The sequence below is a fragment of the Mesorhizobium sp. Cs1299R1N3 genome (assembly GCF_037179625.1).
GTDB lineage: Bacteria > Pseudomonadota > Alphaproteobacteria > Rhizobiales > Rhizobiaceae > Mesorhizobium > Mesorhizobium salmacidum.
Map to the genome: position 1 here is coordinate 751,435 of NZ_JAPYKQ010000001.1, position 16,068 is coordinate 767,502.

General features: G+C 62.5%; 15 protein-coding genes. 10 read left to right on the forward strand and 5 right to left on the reverse strand.

Going from position 1 to position 16,068, the window contains the following annotated elements:
• Positions 1-86: 86 nt before the first annotated feature.
• Together copM and O7B34_RS03485 are read right to left on the reverse strand one after the other, a co-directional pair.
• Positions 87-479, reverse strand: coding sequence for a CopM family metallochaperone (gene copM, locus O7B34_RS03480; protein WP_337144874.1), 393 nt, complete (start codon positions 477-479; stop codon positions 87-89).
• Positions 480-522: 43 nt separating this feature from the next.
• The gene (locus O7B34_RS03485; RefSeq protein ID WP_337144876.1) at positions 523-3,030 is read right to left on the reverse strand and encodes a heavy metal translocating P-type ATPase; all 2,508 of its coding nucleotides are present in this window, start codon (positions 3,028-3,030) and stop codon (positions 523-525) included.
• A 199-nt stretch (positions 3,031-3,229) separates the two neighbouring features.
• On the opposite strand from O7B34_RS03485, the gene O7B34_RS03490 reads away from it, so the two are divergent.
• The 4 genes from O7B34_RS03490 to murJ all read left to right on the forward strand — a co-directional run bounded on the left by O7B34_RS03490 (position 3,230) and on the right by murJ (position 9,735).
• On the forward strand, positions 3,230-4,027 hold the full coding sequence (locus O7B34_RS03490) for a glycosyltransferase family 25 protein (protein ID WP_337144877.1): 798 nt from the start codon (positions 3,230-3,232) through the stop codon (positions 4,025-4,027).
• A 343-nt stretch (positions 4,028-4,370) separates the two neighbouring features.
• Positions 4,371-5,174 (forward strand): glycosyltransferase family 25 protein, encoded by an 804-nt coding sequence (locus O7B34_RS03495; RefSeq protein WP_337144878.1) that lies wholly within the window; start codon positions 4,371-4,373, stop codon positions 5,172-5,174.
• 114 nt (positions 5,175-5,288) lie between these two features.
• On the forward strand, positions 5,289-8,090 hold the full coding sequence (locus O7B34_RS03500) for a [protein-PII] uridylyltransferase (RefSeq protein ID WP_337144879.1): 2,802 nt from the start codon (positions 5,289-5,291) through the stop codon (positions 8,088-8,090).
• Between the two features lie 46 nt (positions 8,091-8,136).
• A complete protein-coding gene (murJ, locus tag O7B34_RS03505; RefSeq protein ID WP_337144880.1) occupies positions 8,137-9,735 on the forward strand; it encodes a murein biosynthesis integral membrane protein MurJ in 1,599 nt (532 codons plus the stop codon).
• Here murJ and O7B34_RS03510 read toward each other — a convergent pair.
• Positions 9,710-10,114: a type II toxin-antitoxin system VapC family toxin gene (locus tag O7B34_RS03510; RefSeq protein ID WP_337144882.1), complete on the reverse strand. Its 405-nt coding sequence runs from the start codon at positions 10,112-10,114 to the stop codon at positions 9,710-9,712. The genes murJ and O7B34_RS03510 overlap by 26 nt on opposite strands.
• Positions 10,114-10,359: a type II toxin-antitoxin system VapB family antitoxin gene (locus tag O7B34_RS03515; protein ID WP_337144883.1), complete on the reverse strand. Its 246-nt coding sequence runs from the start codon at positions 10,357-10,359 to the stop codon at positions 10,114-10,116. The genes O7B34_RS03510 and O7B34_RS03515 overlap by 1 nt, the downstream gene beginning before the upstream one ends.
• Before the next feature lie 232 nt (positions 10,360-10,591).
• On the opposite strand from O7B34_RS03515, the gene trpS reads away from it, so the two are divergent.
• The 3 genes from trpS (at position 10,592) to O7B34_RS03530 (ending at position 13,115) form a co-directional block, all read left to right on the forward strand.
• Positions 10,592-11,659: a tryptophan--tRNA ligase gene (gene trpS, locus O7B34_RS03520; protein WP_337144885.1), complete on the forward strand. Its 1,068-nt coding sequence runs from the start codon at positions 10,592-10,594 to the stop codon at positions 11,657-11,659.
• Positions 11,660-11,777: 118 nt separating this feature from the next.
• Positions 11,778-12,269: a universal stress protein gene (locus O7B34_RS03525; RefSeq protein WP_010913128.1), complete on the forward strand. Its 492-nt coding sequence runs from the start codon at positions 11,778-11,780 to the stop codon at positions 12,267-12,269.
• Between the two features lie 276 nt (positions 12,270-12,545).
• Positions 12,546-13,115: a NifU family protein gene (locus O7B34_RS03530; RefSeq protein WP_027142904.1), complete on the forward strand. Its 570-nt coding sequence runs from the start codon at positions 12,546-12,548 to the stop codon at positions 13,113-13,115.
• A gap of 160 nt (positions 13,116-13,275) precedes the next feature.
• Here the strand turns inward: O7B34_RS03530 and O7B34_RS03535 are convergent, their stop codons facing one another.
• Complete coding sequence (locus tag O7B34_RS03535; RefSeq protein ID WP_027142903.1) at positions 13,276-13,893, reverse strand: L,D-transpeptidase; 618 nt, start codon at positions 13,891-13,893, stop codon at positions 13,276-13,278.
• 224 nt (positions 13,894-14,117) lie between these two features.
• Between O7B34_RS03535 and cueR the strand changes: the two genes are divergently transcribed.
• The 3 genes from cueR to O7B34_RS03550 all read left to right on the forward strand — a co-directional run bounded on the left by cueR (position 14,118) and on the right by O7B34_RS03550 (position 16,014).
• On the forward strand, positions 14,118-14,603 hold the full coding sequence (gene cueR, locus O7B34_RS03540; RefSeq protein WP_337144887.1) for a Cu(I)-responsive transcriptional regulator: 486 nt from the start codon (positions 14,118-14,120) through the stop codon (positions 14,601-14,603).
• A 108-nt stretch (positions 14,604-14,711) separates the two neighbouring features.
• Positions 14,712-15,182 carry a nucleoside deaminase gene (locus O7B34_RS03545; protein ID WP_337144888.1) on the forward strand — a complete coding sequence of 157 codons (471 nt, stop codon included), beginning with the start codon at positions 14,712-14,714 and terminating at the stop codon, positions 15,180-15,182.
• Between the two features lie 625 nt (positions 15,183-15,807).
• On the forward strand, positions 15,808-16,014 hold the full coding sequence (locus O7B34_RS03550; protein WP_337144889.1) for a hypothetical protein: 207 nt from the start codon (positions 15,808-15,810) through the stop codon (positions 16,012-16,014).
• The last annotated feature ends 54 nt before the right edge of the window (positions 16,015-16,068 follow it).

Here is a 16,068-nt window from a genome sequence, read left to right on the forward strand (position 1 = left end):
CTGGCTCCGTGGTACCCGATCGCATCGAGCCGCGACGAGACTCCGGAAGGAGTTCTCGCCGGGCCCTGCTTAGCGATGCCGGAAGCTTACTTCACCGGATGGGCGGCGAGCCAGTCCTGCATCTGCTTGATTTCGGCTTCCTGCGCGGCGATGACGCCTTCGGCGAGCTTGCGGATTTCCGGATCCTTGCCGTTGGCCAGCTCGACCTTGGCCATGTCGATCGCGCCCTGATGATGCGGAATCATGCCGCGGACAAAATCGACATCGGCATTGCCGGTATATTCCGAGGCCATCATGTCGGTATGCATCTTGTCCATAGCCGCCTTGTAGCCCGCCGTCGAAGGGCCTTCCGCCCCCATGGCCATGGCGCCCATGTCGTGCTTCATCTCCTCGCTCTGCGCCGGCACGCTTTCGAGGAAGACGGCAAGCAGCATTCCGGCGGCCATCAGCAGCAGCACGAGTTTTTTAGCCAAGGTCATTCATGGTCTCCTGTTGGTTGGGTTTCGTATCTGGGAGTTGATCTCAGAGTTTCAACGTTCTGAGCCGCAATGCGTTTGCGATCACCGAGACGGAGGACAGGCTCATCGCCGCCGCCGCCAGCATCGGCGACAAAAGCGTGCCGGTGAGCGGATAGAGCACGCCGGCGGCAACCGGCACGCCGAGCACATTGTAGAGGAAGGCGAAGAACAGGTTCTGCCGGATGTTACCGATGGTCGCCTGGGCCAGGGTGCGGGCGCGGACGATGCCGTTCAGGTCGCCCTTGACCAAAGTGATGCCGGCACTCTCGACCGCGACATCGGCGCCCGTTCCCATGGCGATGCCGACATCGGCGGCGGCAAGCGCCGGCGCGTCGTTGACGCCGTCGCCGGCCATGGCAACGCCGGCACCCCTGCCGCGCAGTTCGTCGACGAGCGCTGCCTTCTGTTCCGGCAACAGACCTGCCCGAACCTCATCGATGCCGAGACGTCCAGCGATCGCCTTGGCGGTGCGCTCATTGTCGCCGGTCGCCATGATGATCCTCAGCCCGCTGTCATGCAGTGCCTTGATCGCCTCGGCCGTGGTCGCCTTGACCGGATCGGCGACGGCAACGATGCCGGCCAGCTTGCCGTCGACAGCGACGAACATCGCCGTCTTGCCATCGCCCTGCAACGCTTCCACGCTGGCCAGGATTGCGGAAACGTCGATGGCGAGATCGGCCATCATCGCGGCATTGCCGAGCGCGACACTCTTGCCCGATACCGTGCCGGAAACGCCCTTGCCGGTAACCGCTTCGAAGCTGCCGGCCTCGGCGATCTTCACGCCGCGCTGGCCCGCCCCGTCGACGATGGCCTCGGCCAGCGGATGCTCCGAGCCTTTTTCCAGGGTCGCGGCGTATACCAGCAATTCGTCCTCGGAAAAGCCACTGGCAGCCACGACATCGGTCAATTTCGGCCGGCCCTCGGTCAGCGTGCCGGTCTTGTCGACGATCAAGGTGTCGACAGCGGCGAAGCGTTCAAGCGCGGCGGCTTCCTTGATCAGCACGCCAGCATGCGCGCCGCGCCCGGTAGCGGTCATGATCGACATCGGCGTGGCGAGACCCAGCGCACAGGGACAGGCGATGATCAGCACCGAAACCGCCGAGACGATGGCAAAGATCAGGCTGGGCTCGGGGCCGAAGACCGCCCAGGCGATGAACGCGGCGATGGCGACCATGACGACGGCCGGGACAAAGTAGAAGGAAACTCGGTCGGCCAAGCCCTGGATCGGCGCGCGCGAGCGCTGTGCCTTGGCGACGAGTTCGACGATGCGCGACAGCGTGGTCTCGGCGCCGATCCGTTCGGCGCGCATGATCAGCGAGCCGTTCTTGTTGAGCGTGCCGCCGGTCAAGGCATCGCCTTCGGCTTTCTCGACCGGCAAGGGTTCGCCCGTGATCATCGATTCGTCGATGGAGGAGCGGCCTTCGAGTACCGTGCCGTCGACCGGCACGGCATCGCCGGGCCTGATGCGCAGGCGCTCGCCGGCCTTGACGTCGTCCAGCGGCACATCGCTCTCGGAACCGTCCTCGGCGATCCGCCGTGCGGTCTTCGGCGCGAGGTCAAGCAGAGCCCGGATCGCCGATCCGGTCTTTTCGCGGGCGCGCAGTTCCAGTACCTGGCCGAGGAAGACCAGCGCCACGATGACTGCGGCTGCCTCGAAATAAACCGGCACCGCACCGCCATGGCCGCGAAACTGATGCGGAAAGATGTCCGGAAAGAGCGCGGCGGCGACGCTGTAGAGATAGGCGGCGCCGACGCCGAGCGAAATCAGCGTCCACATGTTGGGGCTGCGGTTGAGGATCGAGTCCCAGCCGCGATGGAAAAACGGGAAGGCGGCCCAGAGCACCACCGGGCTCGCCAGGACCAGTTCGATCCAGACCTTTGCGCGATCCTCGACCAGGCCCTCCAGCGACAGGCCTACCATCGGCGCCATGGCGATGATCAGCAGCGGGACCGACAGCACCGCGCTCACCCAGAGCCGCCTGGTGAAATCAACCAGTTCGGGATTTGGCCCTTCATCGCCGGTTGGCACGCCCATTGGCTCGAGCGCCATGCCGCAGATCGGGCAGGAGCCGGGCTTGTCGCGGATGATCTGCGGATGCATCGGGCAGGTGTATTGCGTGCCCTTGGGCATCGGCGCCGGCGCCGGCCTGCCGCCGAGATAGGTTTGCGGCGCCGCCTCGAACTTCGCCTTGCAGCCGGCGGAGCAGAAATAAAAGCCTTGGCCTTCATGGCGGACAAAATGTTTCGCCGTCGCGCGGTCGACGCTCATGCTGCAGACAGGGTCGGTCGCCGTCAGGTAGCTTTCCGGCTCGGCCTGAAACTTCGAACGGCAGCGCTCGCTGCAGAAATGATAGAGGCGGCCGCCATGCTCGAATGTCGGTTTGCCGGCGGCCGGATCCACGGTCATGCCGCAGACCGGGTCGCGCAGAACCGCATCCGAGACAGCGCCTTTCGGCGCGCAACAGCCGCCATGCGAGCCGTTCGTGTGATGATCGTGTTCTGAATGCGTCATTCTAAAATGCCTTGATTTTCACTGCTTCAAAACCCGAGGTAGTGCTTCCAGTAACTGGAAGGTCAAGGGCCGTTTTGGTTTTCCGCATTTCAGGCCCCGTGAAATCGATCGCCCCCCTGCACAAAGGCCGAGCTCGTGCTAAAGCTTTTCTTGCTAATATTCTCCGCATCCCATTCATCCCGCTAGATTTCGGTCGACAATGAAGTGCCTGGTCATAAATCTCGATCGGTCCCCGGACCGACTTGCTCACATAAGTGCAGAGTTCGCCCGGATCGGCACCACGTTCCAACGCGTTGCGGCGATCGATGCACGCAGCCACCCCGAACTCGGGCAGCAACCGCAACATCCGATGTATGCGCCCCGGCGTTTGTTGGGCAGCGAGATCGCTTGCCTGCACAGCCACCGCCTCTGCTGGGCGATCCTGGCGCAGGAAGAGGCCCCCTACGGCGCCATCTTCGAGGACGACGTGGTTTTTTCAGCAAATGCCGGTCCGTTGCTTGCCGACGACGGCTGGATTCCGCCCGATGCCGACATTGTCAAATTGGAGACGTACTTCAAGAAGACCCTCATCCACCGGAGAAGGACCGCCGCCGGGCATGATTTTTCCGCGTTCAGGCTGTACAAGAACCATCCGGGGACCGGGGGCTACATCATCTCCAGACAGGTCGCGTGCGATCTCCTCGAAGCGACCGAAACGATCAATATCACCGCCGACGATCTAATTTTCACTCCGGCGTTCGCGACCTCGTCCAGCAAGACGATCTACCAGCTCGTCCCTGCCCTGTGCGCGCAGGACCAGTTCGTCGGCGACCGATTGCCAAGCCTGCTCGCCCAAGAGCGGGACGCCACAGGGACGGCGAATGGGCTTGTCGCAAAATGCAGGAAGCCGATCGCCGAAAGAATGATGAGGGAAGGCGGACGAACCGTGCAGTGGATCATCGAATTCTGCAGAGGTCGGCGACACATTATCGTCCCGTTCGATTCGACCGGGGCCTAAGCTTGCGTGACCGCCGACAGGTCCACATCCTACGGCGCAGGAATGCGCTTGGGCGTCGCGGGAAGAAAGCCCGCCGGCACCGCGGCGGAAATCCCCAACACTCCCCAAGGTAAGTATAGGTTTCAGTATTGCTTGGACCCGCCCATGCGGCGAGCGGAGGCAGAAATTGAAACCCACACCTCCCCTAGAAATCCACAGTGATTCCGGCCAATTGAGGAGCAAATAGCCCTATTGTCCTTTCGTTTGGTTACAACGCAAAACCTCTCGCAAGAAAATAGGAGACGTCGGCTCCACATGTGCTATAGAGCCTGCCATCACAAGAAAAAATAAGTTTCGTTGACGAATGAAGCGCCTGGTCATCAACCTCGATCGATCTCCCGACCGGCTTGCCCATACGACGGCGGAATTTGCGCGCATCGGCCTTGGATTCGAGCGGGTTGCCGCAATCGATGCAAGGGACCACCCAGATCTCATGCTGCAGCGCCAGCATCCACTGTATGCGGTGCGGCGCCTGTCCGGCAGCGAGATCGCATGCCTGCACAGCCATCGCGCCTGCTGGACCATTATCGCGCAAGACGACGCGCCCTATGGCGCCATCTTCGAGGACGACATCGTGTTTTCCGCGAAAGCCGGTGCGCTGCTTGCCGATACGAGCTGGATTCCGGCCGATGCCGATGTCGTCAAGCTCGAGACATTCTTCCACACAACCGTGATCCAGAGGGAGAGGTTTTCCGTCGGCGGCGGTTTTTCGCTGTTCAGGCTCCGCAAGAACCACATCGGAACTGGCGGTTACCTGCTCTCCCGGCAAATGGCACGTGCCCTTCTCGAGGCGACCGCCGACGTCAATGTGGCGGTGGACAGTCTCATCTTCGACCCTGCGTTCGCTACGTCGAGCGGCAAGACGATCTACCAGCTGGTCCCGGCGCTCTGTGCGCAGGAGCAGTTCGTGGGCAACAGGTTGCCGAGCCTGGTTGAACCGGGACGGGAGGCCGAGTGGGTCGCAAGCGGGGTCGCCGACGGACACAGGATGCCGGCTCTCGCGCGGATCCGCAGGGAGGCCCGGCGGGCAGCGCGGCAGATCACCGATCTCTGCAGGCTGCGGCGGCAGATTGTCGTACCGCTCGCTCCAGTCGAGGCAAACGACTAGAGCGTTAGCCCGGGCAAACGACTAGAGCGTTTGCCGGATCGACAGCAGGCCCATACCCAGCGCCGCGAAAACACGCTATAGACGCCGCCCAAAAGGCAGGGCCAACCGGTATCCATGGCGAAAATCTCCCTGAAGCTCGATGAATTGATCGACGGCGACGCTTTGCGCCGCGAGATGACCGCGCTGACCGCGGCCAGTGCCGGCGACGGTTCCAGCCAGGCCATCCGTGCTGCCGTTCTTCAGCTTCTCAAGGGGCGCCTCGCCGAGGGCCGCAAGACAGCCGAGGCCATGCTGAGGCAAGATGGCGGCGGCAACGCTTGCGCCGAACGGCTGTCGCACCTGATGGACGAGCTGATCTGTGCGCTCTACGACTTTGCCGCGACGCATGTCTACCGGGTGAAGAACCGGTCCTCGGCCGAACGCATGGCGGTCGTTGCCGTCGGAGGCTATGGCCGCGGCACGCTGGCGCCGGGATCCGACATCGACCTCCTGTTCCTGCTGCCCTACAAGCAGACGCCGTGGGGCGAACAAACAGTCGAGTACATGCTCTACATGCTGTGGGACATGGGGCTGAAGGTGGGCCATGCCACCCGCAACATCGATGAGTGCCTCAGGCTGTCGCGCACCGACATCACCATCCGCACCTCGATCCTGGAAGCCCGTTTCCTGTGGGGCGAACGCAAACTCTATGACGAGCTGATGCTGCGCTTCGACCATGAGGTGGTGCGCACGACCGGCCCGGAATATGTGCAGGCCAAGCTCGCCGAACGCGACGAGCGCCATGCCAAGGCCGGCGAAAGCCGCTATCTGGTCGAACCCAACGTCAAGGACGGCAAGGGTGGGTTGCGCGATCTGCAGACGCTGTTCTGGATCGGCAAGTATTTTTACCGCGTGCGCACCGGCGAGGAACTGGTCGAGAAAGGCGTCTTCACCGAGGCCGAGTATCGTGAGTTCCAGAAGGCCGAGGATTTCCTGTGGGCGGTGCGCTGCCACATGCATTTCCTCATGGGGAAGGCCGAGGAGCGGCTGCATTTCGACATCCAGCGAGAGATCGCCGAACGGCTCGGCTATACGACCCATCCCGGCCTGTCGGCTGTCGAACGCTTCATGAAGCACTATTTCCTCGTCGCCAAGGATGTTGGCGACCTGACCCGCATCTTCTGCGCCGCGCTGGAGGAGGAGCAGGCCAAGCACGTTCCCGGCTTCAACCGCATCTTCCTCACCTTCCAGCGCCGCAAGCGCAAGCTTGCCGGCACGTCCGACTTCATCGTCGACAACCATCGCATCAACATCGCCGACGACGGCGTCTTCGAGCGCGACCCGGTCAATCTTCTCAGGCTGTTCTGGTTCGCCGACAAGCACGGGCTGGAATTCCATCCCGATGCACTGAAACTACTCACCCGTTCGCTCGGCCTGGTCAACAAGTCGCTCAGGCGCGACGAGGAAGCTAACCGGCTGTTCCTCGACATATTGACCTCGGACCGCAACGCCGAACTCAACCTGCGGCGCATGAACGAGGCGGGGCTGCTCGGCCGGCTGATCCCGGATTTCGGCAAGATCGTCGCCATGATGCAGTTCTCGATGTACCACCACTACACGATCGACGAGCACCTGATCCGCTGCATCGGCGTGCTGGCCGAGATCGAGCGCGGCGACGGCGAGAAGGTGCACCCGCTGTCGCATTCGCTGATGCCGGGCCTGAAGAAGAGCCGCGAGGCGCTCTATGTCGCCGTGCTGCTGCACGACATCGCCAAGGGCAGGCCTGAAGACCATTCCGAGGCCGGCGCCAGGATCGCAAGGCGGATCTGCCCGCATATGGGGCTTTCGCCGGCCGACACGGAAACCGTCGCCTGGCTGGTCGAGAACCACCTCGTCATGTCGATGACGGCGCAGACCCGCGACCTCAACGACCGCAAGACGATCGAGGACTTCGCCTCGATCGTGCAGTCGGTCGAGAGGCTGAAGATGCTGTTGATCCTGACCGTCTGCGACATCAGGGGCGTCGGACCGGGCGTGTGGAATGGCTGGAAGGGCCAGTTGCTGCGCACACTCTACTATGAGACCGAACTGCTGCTGACCGGTGGCTTTTCGGAAGTCTCGCGCGCCCAGCGCACGGCGGCAGCGCGCGAACGCTTGGCGGAGGCGCTCGCCGACTGGCCCGACAAGGCGCGCAAGCGCTATGTCAGGCTGCATTATGAAAACTATCTCCTGACCGTGGACCTGCCGGACCAGCTCCGCCACGCCGAATTCATTCGCGAGACGGATGCGGCGGGCAATAAGCTCGCCACCATGGTCAAGACCCACCAATTCGAGGCGGTGACCGAAATCACCGTGCTGGCGCAGGACCATCCCCGCCTTCTCTCGGTCATTGCCGGGGCATGCGCCGGGGCCGGCGGCAACATCGTCGACGCGCAGATATTCACGACATCGGATGGCCGCGCGCTGGACACGATCCTGATATCGAGGGAGTTCGACCGCGACGAGGACGAGCGCCGGCGCGCCGAGCGTGTCGGCAGGCTGATCGAGGACGTGCTGTCGGGCAAGAGCTGGCTGCCGGAGATGATCGAGAAACGCACCAAGCCAAGGCGCGGATCCAAGGTGTTCAAGATCCCGCCGCGCGCCGAAATCCGCAACGCGCTGTCGAACCGGTTTTCGGTCATCGAGGTCGAGGGGCTCGACCGCCCTGGCCTTTTGTCGGAGATCACCGGGACGCTGTCCGACCTGTCGCTCGACATTGCCTCGGCGCATATCACCACTTTCGGCGAGAAGGTCATCGACACCTTCTACGTCACCGACCTCACCGGCCAGAAGATCGACAGCCCAGCCCGCATCGCCACCATCCGCAACCGGCTGATCGCGACGCTCGAAGGCATCGTGCCGGAACGCGGCGGCAGGGCCAAGGCAGCCGCCGAGTGACGGCCATCATCCCCTTCTCCCAATCCCACAGGCAGTTTGCGAACGCATGAGTCTCGTCAAGAAATTTGCTACCGTCGCTTCCGGCACGTTGATGAGCCGTGCGCTCGGTTTCGGCCGCGAGATGCTGATGGCAGCCGCACTCGGCACCGGACCGGTCGCGGACGCCTTCAACGCCGCGTTCCAGTTTCCCAACACGTTTCGCCGGCTGTTCGCCGAGGGCGCTTTCAATGCCGCCTTCGTGCCGCTGTTCGCCAAGGAGATCGAGACGCACGGCACCGACGGAGCCAAGCGTTTCTCGGAAGAGGTGTTCGGCGTCCTGTTCACCGCGCTCCTGGCGCTGACCATTGCCATGGAACTGGCGATGCCGCTGATCGTGCGCTATCTGGTGGCGCCGGGCTTTGCCGACACGCCGGGCAAGTTCGAGACGACCGTCACGCTTGCGACGATCATGTTCCCGTATCTGATCTGCATGTCGCTCGCAGCCATGATGGCGGGCATGCTGAACTCGCTGCGGCGCTATTTCGCGGCGGCGATCGCGCCGGCTTTCCTCAACATCATCCTGATCAGCGTGCTTGGCTACGCCTGGTACCAGGGACTGGATGCACATGCTGTCGGCTTCGCCCTGTCCTGGGGCGTGCTGGCGGCGGGCGTGGTGCAGCTTGCCATCGTCTGGGTGGCGGTACGCAATGCCGGCATCTCGATCGGCTTCCGCCGGCCGAAGATGACGCCGAACGTGAAGCGGCTCCTGATCCTGGCGCTGCCGGCGGCGATCACCGGCGGCATCACCCAGATCAACCAGCTGATCGGAACGGCCATCGCCTCGGCGCAGGACAGTGCCGTCTCCTCGCTGGCCTATGCCGACCGCGTCTACCAGTTGCCGCTCGGTGTCGTCGGCGTCGCGGTGGCGATCGTGCTGTTGCCCGAACTGTCGCGGGCGCTGAAGTCAGGCAACCTGATCGAGGCCGCCAATCTGCAGAACCGCTCCGTCGAATTCACCCTGTTCATGACGTTGCCGGCGGCGGCGGCACTCTGGGTCATGTCGGAACCGATCGTACGGCTGGTCTATGAGCGCGGCGCATTCGCCGCCAACCATTCAACGCCTGTCGTGGCGGCGATCCTGGCGATCTTCGGTCTCGGCCTGCCGGCCTTCGTGCTGATCAAGGCCTTCACCCCAGGCTATTTCGCCCGCGAAGACACGCGCACGCCGATGATCTTCGCCGCAATCTCCGTGGCGGTGAACGTCGCCACGGCGCTGACGCTGTTCCCGAGGATGGGCGCACCCGGTATTGCCGTGGCTTCGGCCGTCGCCGGCTGGGTCAACGCGCTGATGCTGCTTGCCGTGCTGATCCGGCGCGGCCATTGGGGCCGCGACGTGCCGCTCCTGAAGCGCATTCCGCGGCTGGTGCTGTCGGCGGTGGTAATGGGGGTCGCCCTCTATTTCGCCGAGCATTATTTCGCCGTCAGGCTCGGACCCGGCTCGCCGCTGGTCATTAAGGCGACGACGGTACTCGCGCTGGTGTCGGGCGGGGCGACGCTCTATTTCGTCACCGCGTTCGCCACCGGCGGTGCCGATTTCAGCATGATCCGGCGCAATGTCGGGCGCAGGGGATCGCCAGCGACTAAGGAACAGTCTCCAGATCCGTAAGCCGGAATTCGTCTGCCGTCGAAAGTATCGAAACGGCGTAGTAACGCGCGCAAGCGTAGTGAAAACAGTCCGCCAAATTCAGGCGAATGGCGTTGTTGCGAAACCGTGACGCGGCCTCGATGGACAATGACGTTGCCTCGGAGGCAGGCGGAAGCTCCCGCAAGGCTATAGCTCGCTCTTCAAGAAAACGACTGACTATCCTCAGGCTTACTTCGACGGGCACTGCCAATTTTTCTGATCGCGAAAGCGCCATCGAGGCTTCCCAGACGGCGATCGCCGACGTGAAAGGAGCCGGCGCCTCCATGATCGCTTGCGAGCAGCGTTGAGCTTCGGCCTCTTGGCTCAGCATCGAGACGATAGCGGCTGCGTCGACGAACATCAGTGTTCGCCGGACAATTCGTCGTAGACCGAGCGCGGCAGCGGATTGCGTGCCTGCTCGCTCAGCTCGATCCCGAATTCGGCGCGGAGTCGTGCAGCCGTCTCAAGAGGTGTCTCTCGGTTACGCCGACGCTCCAGGGCTTCGCGCATGGCGATGACGATCGCCTCGGTGATGCCGACTCCCTCGACCTTGGCGAACGCGCGCGTCAAGCTGTCCGCCTCCTTGTTATTGATGTTGATGGTCATCGCAGTACCTACATTCATTTGTATAGTTATTGATACGTAGCACACTACAAAAATAAATCAACATGATCGCGGATCGATCTTACGCCTCTTGATCCTCTCCCCACTCTCGTCCATAAGCGCGCCGTCGCAAGGCTTTCGCCGCGCGCGGTTTCCAGCCGCGTGATTGGCTCCGAGAAGTCTGCAACTTTTCGGAATCACGCTTATACGGCCCTCCACAAGCCATGAGGAAACCATGTCTGCCTTCAAGCCACTCGTCTTCTCCGGTGTCCAGCCGACCGGCAATCTGCATCTCGGCAACTATCTCGGCGCCATCAAGAAATTCGTCGCCCTGCAGGATACGTCCGACTGCATCTATTGCGTCGTCGACCTGCATTCGCTGACCGCCCAGCTCGTCTATGACGATCTTGCCGACCAGACGCGGTCGATCACCGCGGCGTTCCTCGCCTCCGGCATCGATCCGAAGAAGCACATCGTCTTCAACCAGTCGCGGGTGATGCAGCATGCGGAGCTTGCCTGGATCTTCAATTGCGTCGCGCGCATCGGCTGGATGAACAAGATGACGCAGTTCAAGGACAAGGCCGGCAAGGACCGCGAGAATGCCTCGCTGGGCCTGCTCGCCTATCCCTCGCTGATGGCGGCCGACATCCTGCTCTACCGCGCCACCCACGTGCCGGTGGGCGAGGACCAGAAGCAGCACCTGGAACTGACCCGCGACATCGCCCAGAAATTCAACAACGATTTCTCCGACCGCATTGCCGGTCTTGGCGTCGGCGTCGAGATGCAGGTCGGCGATGAGACGGTGAACGGCTTCTTCCCGATCACCGAGCCGGTCATCGGCGGGCCGGCGGCGCGCATCATGAGCCTGCGCGACGGATCGAAGAAAATGTCGAAGTCGGACCCATCGGACCTGTCGCGCATCAACCTGACCGACGATGCCGACACCATCTCGAAAAAAATCCGCAAGGCCAAGACCGACCCGGAGGCCCTGCCGAGCGAGATCGACGGGCTGGAAAGCCGGCCCGAGGCGGAAAACCTGGTCGGCATCTATGCGGGCCTCGCCGAGATGTCGAAGGCTGACGTGCTGAAGGAGTTCGGCGGCCAGCAATTCTCCGTCTTCAAGCCGGCGCTGGCCGATCTCGCTGTGGAGAAACTGGCGCCGATCGCCAGCGAGATGCGCCGCATCCAGGGCGACCGCGCCTATGTCGACGCCGTGCTCCGGGACGGCGGCGAACGCGCCGGCGCGCTTGCCGAGACGACAATGAAGACGGTGCGCGACATTGTCGGGCTGCTGCAGGGCTGAGCCCGATCGTCAACACGCCGCCTCATACCGGCCAAGACATACTGGCCTGTGGCCGGCGGCTTGCCGCCGGCCTGCCGCGGTGGCAGATTGCGGCCGAAAAGTTACCGAGTAGGTAGACATGGTCTCCAAACGTCTCAGCCGCGAAGCCGGTCATCGCAGGAAATTCCTGACGATCATCGATGACACGCCGGAATGCGAACGCGCCGTCGCCTACGCCTCGAAGCGGGCGCAGAGCACCAGCGGCACGCTGGTGCTGCTCTATGTCATCGTACCGGACGATTTCCAGCACTGGCTGGGCGTCGAGAAGATCATGCGCGAGGAGGCGAACGCCACGGCGCGCGCGGCGCTCGACGGCTACGCCAACAAGGTGCGCCAGAAGCTCGGCATCGAACCGGAGATGGTCGTGCGCGAAGGCAAGCCGACGGAAGAGATCCACAAACTGATCGAGGAAGACCAGGATATCGCCATCCTGGTGCTGGCGGCCGGCGCCGGCAAGGAAGGTCCCGGACCGCTGGTCGGTGCCGTGGCCGGCAAAGGCGCGGCCTTTCCGATCCCGGTGACCGTGGTGCCGCAGAACCTGTCGGATGAGGAGATCGACAGCCTCGCCTGAGATATGTTGATATTCATGTGAGGCCGGTCTGCAAATACATGATACCTGCGCTTCCGGTGCTCACGTACTTCAAGTACGTTCCGCTCCGGTTCTCGGTATCAAGCATTTTCGACTCGGCCTGACCTGAATCTCAACACATCTCAAGTCGGCGCCAGGCTCGAAAAAACATTCCGCCAGCCAGACGTTCCGGCGATGCGTTTCGCTTGAATGTCCAGCCGATAGAGCCTATTTAGAACTATTCCAAACTAGTTGCCCAAAACGGGCATGGAGACGGCCATGTTCATCCAGACCGAGTCGACGCCCAATCCGGCGACGCTGAAATTCCTGCCCGGCAAGGAAGTGCTGCTCGAAGGCACCGCCGATTTCCGCGATGCCGACAGTGCGGCGACGGCCTCGCCGCTGGCTGGCCGGCTGTTCGAAATCCCCGGCGTCACCGGCGTGTTCTTCGGCTATGATTTCATCACCGTGTCCAAGGACGGCCCGGACTGGCAGCACCTGAAGCCGGCGATCCTCGGCGCCATCATGGAGCACTTCATGTCCGGCGCACCTGTCATGGCCAAGGCCGGCCCCGCCGCCGAGACCAGCCAGACGGGCGAATTCTACGACAAGGCCGACGAGGAGCTCGTCATCACCATCAAGGAGTTGCTCGACACGCGCGTGCGCCCGGCGGTGGCCCAGGACGGCGGCGACATCACCTTCCGCGGCTTTGAGAACGGCACCGTGTTCCTGCACATGAAAGGTGCCTGCGCCGGTTGCCCGTCGTCGACGGCGACGTTGAAGCACGGCATCCAGAACCTGCTTCGCCATTTCGTGCCGGAAGTGCAGCAGGTCGAACAGGTCTCCTGACCGCCAGTTCCCTGCCGATAGACAACAAAAAACCGGGCCGAATTGCCCGGTTTTCTGTTTGGGACGTCCGTTGTTGCCTAGACGGTCCGCGTATGAAAGGCGACTTCCAGTTTAACCACGATATGCCGAAAAAGCGGACGGGCTTTTCCGGCATCATGCCCTAAAGAACGATGACCTTGGCGCCGACCTCGGCGCGATCGTAGAGGTCGATGACATCCTGGTTCATCAGCCGGATGCAGCCCGACGACATGGCCTTGCCAATCGAGTTCCATTCCGGGCTGCCGTGCAGGCGGTAGCCCATGTCACCGCCCTTGTTGAACAGGTACATGGCGCGCGCGCCGAGCGGGTTCTTCAGGCCCGGATCCATGCCGCCGGCGAACTTGGCGAGTTCGGGCTGGCGCTTGATCATCTGCGAGGGCGGTGTCCAGGTCGGCCATTCGCGCTTGATGGCGATATGGGCGGTGCCGTGCCATTCAAAGCCTTCGCGGCCGACGCCGATACCGTAGCGGATGGCCCGGCCGCCGCCCTCGACGAAGTACAGGAACTTGTTCTGCGTATCGACGATGATGGTGCCCGGCTTTTCCTTGGTGTCGTAATTGACTTCCTGGCGATGGTACTTCGAAGGCACTTTCTCGATCGGGATCCGCGGCAGCTGGTAACCGGCATCGGTCACCGCGCCATAGTCGTTGGAGAAGATCTGCCCGCCGATGGTGCTGCAACCGGCAATAGCGGTGGACAGCGCCAGTGCGGCGATTATTGCAAGCGACTTCATGCGCATGTGGTGATCCGGTGCCCCGCCTAAACCAGAGCGGCACGAGTCGGCCGCTTTCTCATCATCATTCATGCTGGCATTTGCTTTGCTTGCCAAGCACACGATGCCTATATGCGGGGACTTACATGCTGGTATGCGTATCACTATGGCATTTCGGCAACATACCTCGCCGGATTGTCAAGGAAATTCAATGGGCCTGAATCGCAGGCCCGCAAAATCGAGGACCCGCCATGAATGTCGGCGACGCCGCCCGCCGCTCAGGCCTGCCGGCCAAGACCATCCGCTACTACGAGGAAATCGGCCTGATCGCGCCCGCGCGCGCCGCCAATGGCTACCGCGACTATTCGGGCGACGACATCCACCGGCTGGCCTTCCTGCGCCGCGCGCGCAACCTCGGCTTTTCCATAGACGATTGCCGCCAGTTGATGGCGCTCTACAGGGATCGTGGCCGCGCCAGCCAGGACGTGCGCGCGATCGCCGCCGCTCATGTCATGGCCATCGAGGAGAAGGTGCGCGAGCTGCAGTCGATGCGCTCGACGCTGCAGAAGCTCGTTCACGCCTGCCATGGCGACGAGCGGCCGGACTGCCCGATCCTGGATGATATGGCGGGGGCGGCGTTAGTCAGCGACAAACCTCACCGCAGGAGCGATAGACCTCGTATCGAGGAAGGTGGCCTGGGCGAAGGCGGCGCCAGCCGCCTTGCCACACGCTCGTGAACGCCGCTAGCGTTGGTCGTGTGGCATATTGCACGCTCCAATATGAGCGTAGGGTATAGGCACTGCCGTTGGTCCCGCCGGTCGGTGACCCCAAACCGGAGAGACTGCATGACCCGCGACCAGATGCTCGCCCACCTTCGCGCCGCCGATGCGGTCGCTCGCGAGGCTGCCGCGCACGGCCATCATCCGTTCGGTGCTGTGCTGGTCGGCCCCGACGACGTGATCCTCATGCGCCAAGGCAATATCGACACCGTTCATCACGCCGAGACCGAACTTGCCCGGCGCGCGGCGGCAGCCTATTCGCCGGAGTTTCTGTGGACATGCACGCTGGTCTCAACCGGCGAGCCCTGTGCGATGTGCACCGGAACGCTCTACTGGGCGAATATCGGCCGGCTGGTCTATGGCTTCGAGGAGACAGAGCTTCTCGCGCTGACTGGCGACCATCCCGAAAACCCGACGATGAGCCTGTCCTCGCGCGTTGTGCTCGGCTCTGGACAGAAGAAGATCGCGGTTCACGGCCCCTTCCCCGAAATCGCGGACGAGCTGGTCTCGGTGCACCGTGGCTTCTGGCAGCGGTAGTGGTTCTTCGCGAGCGCCAATCCCCGCTTTCCCCACGGCCTGCCTTGTGGAGGGGCGGCCGGCCTAGCTAGGAGTTACAACCTTAGCCCGCTTGAATATGTCGCGGGGTTGCGCGATTGTCGTTCGCCCCGCTGACATCAGGTGAACGATGGACCGCAGGGAAAAGTCACCGCCTTTCGTGCCGACCGAAATCCACGTCTGCACAGTCAATGACGACCAAGGCGCCCTCGGCATCCTGTCGATACAGACGACCGAGGGTACCTTGGATATCGCGCTGGACAGAGAAACCGCAGAGGCCATCGTAAGCGCCATCGGATCCATACGGTCCAGGCTGGAAACCGTCGAGACCTAAAAAGAAAGCCCGGGTTGGGACCGGGCTGAATGATGGAGCCGGATGGGATATTCGGCATGACTAATGTACCGCCCCATCATGACATTTGGATGAACCCCGGTTCGGCTGTGGGTCTATCAAATATATAATCACCCGCCCAAAGGCGATTATCTGGCTGACAAACCCAAAGTGAAATAGGAATATGGTCCTCGACAGGCCGTACCTTTGAAGGTAACACTAAGTGGGCTGGGGCTACCCAGCCGTAGGGGGAATGGCTCCGCTGTGGAAGCTCTGATGCAAATCAGCCATGTCGCGCCCTTTAGTAGTTTTGTTGGAAGCATGATCCTTATTGTGATCGGCATTCTCGCGTACAGGTGGTTTGGCCTCATCGCGGTCGTCATTGTCGGCGGCATTGGTTATCCCGCGTTGCTGGCCTTGACCTTATACTGGGGCGATTTGAAAGCCCGGAAGGTCTTTAATCCGACTGATAAGGACCTCTAGCCGTTCGACAGGCCGGCAACCTATTTGGTGGTTCGACGCAACGACTGGATAAAG

Excerpts from the sequence above, each read along its gene's own strand:
- copM (WP_337144874.1), bottom strand. The coding sequence starts at position 479 with ATGACCTTGGCTAAAAAACTCGTGCTGCTGCTGATGGCCGCCGGAATG.
- O7B34_RS03485 (WP_337144876.1), bottom strand. The coding sequence starts at position 3,030 with ATGACGCATTCAGAACACGATCATCACACGAACGGCTCGCATGGCGGC.
- O7B34_RS03490 (WP_337144877.1), top strand. The coding sequence starts at position 3,230 with ATGAAGTGCCTGGTCATAAATCTCGATCGGTCCCCGGACCGACTTGCT.
- O7B34_RS03495 (WP_337144878.1), top strand. The coding sequence starts at position 4,371 with ATGAAGCGCCTGGTCATCAACCTCGATCGATCTCCCGACCGGCTTGCC.
- O7B34_RS03500 (WP_337144879.1), top strand. The coding sequence starts at position 5,289 with ATGGCGAAAATCTCCCTGAAGCTCGATGAATTGATCGACGGCGACGCT.
- murJ (WP_337144880.1), top strand. The coding sequence starts at position 8,137 with ATGAGTCTCGTCAAGAAATTTGCTACCGTCGCTTCCGGCACGTTGATG.
- O7B34_RS03510 (WP_337144882.1), bottom strand. The coding sequence starts at position 10,114 with ATGTTCGTCGACGCAGCCGCTATCGTCTCGATGCTGAGCCAAGAGGCC.
- O7B34_RS03515 (WP_337144883.1), bottom strand. The coding sequence starts at position 10,359 with ATGACCATCAACATCAATAACAAGGAGGCGGACAGCTTGACGCGCGCG.
- trpS (WP_337144885.1), top strand. The coding sequence starts at position 10,592 with ATGTCTGCCTTCAAGCCACTCGTCTTCTCCGGTGTCCAGCCGACCGGC.
- O7B34_RS03525 (WP_010913128.1), top strand. The coding sequence starts at position 11,778 with ATGGTCTCCAAACGTCTCAGCCGCGAAGCCGGTCATCGCAGGAAATTC.
- O7B34_RS03530 (WP_027142904.1), top strand. The coding sequence starts at position 12,546 with ATGTTCATCCAGACCGAGTCGACGCCCAATCCGGCGACGCTGAAATTC.
- O7B34_RS03535 (WP_027142903.1), bottom strand. The coding sequence starts at position 13,893 with ATGCGCATGAAGTCGCTTGCAATAATCGCCGCACTGGCGCTGTCCACC.
- cueR (WP_337144887.1), top strand. The coding sequence starts at position 14,118 with ATGAATGTCGGCGACGCCGCCCGCCGCTCAGGCCTGCCGGCCAAGACC.
- O7B34_RS03545 (WP_337144888.1), top strand. The coding sequence starts at position 14,712 with ATGACCCGCGACCAGATGCTCGCCCACCTTCGCGCCGCCGATGCGGTC.
- O7B34_RS03550 (WP_337144889.1), top strand. The coding sequence starts at position 15,808 with ATGCAAATCAGCCATGTCGCGCCCTTTAGTAGTTTTGTTGGAAGCATG.